Source organism: Frankia sp. CcWB2 (assembly GCF_977927585.1).
In genome coordinates, this window is the sequence record NZ_CDWRCM010000108.1 from 3,444 (window position 1) to 4,659 (window position 1,216).

Consider the following 1,216-nt stretch of genomic DNA (forward strand, 5'->3'; position numbering starts at 1 on the left):
CACCAGCACGATCCCTTCCACGTCCGGCACGAAGGACAACCCCTCCGTGTTGGCGCCCCGCCCGGCGGCGCAGCCCCACCATGCCCCCACCCACCCCGGCCCCCCGCCCGATCCCGGCACGCCCGCTCACAGCGCCACCGTCGGATCGAACGCGATACGCACCGCACCGAGCCGACCCGCGCACAACGCATGCTCCAACGCCTCCCGCCAGCGGGTCAGCGGATACGTCGCCGCGACCACCCCGTCCAACGGGGCGCCGGCGGCCAACGCGAACGCCCGGGCCAGCACCGAGGGCGCCGCGCCGAGCCGCGCCGCCCCCACCAGCTCCAACCCCCGCGCCCACAACGGCGTCAGATCCACCCGGCCCGTGGGCACACCCGAAAGCACCACCCGCCCCCCCGCCCGGGTCGTGCGCAGCGCCGTGGACAACGACGACGCCCGCCCCGCCGCGTCGAACGCGACATCCACCCCGCCGAGCAGGAACGCCCCACCCGCCCGCGGCGACACCCGCATCGCCTGCGTGGCCCGACGCACCCCGGCGACCGCCCCGCCCGGGTCGAACACCACGTCCGCCCCGAACCGGCGCGCCAGCTCCGCCTGGCGGGGATACTTCGCCACCACCGCCACCTGCCCCGCCTCTGTATGGGCCCGCAACGCAAGCACCGTGCACAACCCGGCCGCCCCCGCCCCGACGACGAGGACCCGCTGCCCGGCGCCGACCCGCGCCCGGTCCACGGCATGCACCGCGGCGGCCAGCGGGTCGACGAGCACCGCCCGGGCATCCGACAGCGTCGCGGGCACCGGGCACAGCTGCCCACGGTGGGCGAGCATCACCCGGCTCCACCCACCGCCGCCCACCCCCCGCGCCAACCCGCCGTCACCGACCCCGCCGTCACCGGTCCCACCACCACCGGTCCCGGGGCCACTGCCCGGCGCCGGGTCGACGACGACCCGGTCCCCGGCGGCCAGCACCCGCCCGTCATCCAACGTCACCGACTCCTGCACCTCGGCGACGGCCTCCTGACCCGGCACGAACGGCAGACCCACCATCGCCGTCAGATAGGCCGACACCCGACCCGTCACCAACGCCAGATCCGACCCGCTGATCCCCGCCAGCCGCGGCCGCACCGTCACCCACCCCGGGCCCGGCACCACCGGATCACCATGCTCGACATAGCGCAGCGGCGCCGCCACCCCGACCAGCCCCGACCACCCC

General features: G+C 77.0%; 1 protein-coding gene. It reads right to left on the minus strand.

The annotated features are described in order from the left end of the window. Positions 1-126: 126 nt before the first annotated feature. The coding region (locus tag ACY45C_RS12770; RefSeq protein WP_462187842.1) for a zinc-binding dehydrogenase at positions 127-1,216 on the minus strand (1,090 nt) is incomplete at its 5' end.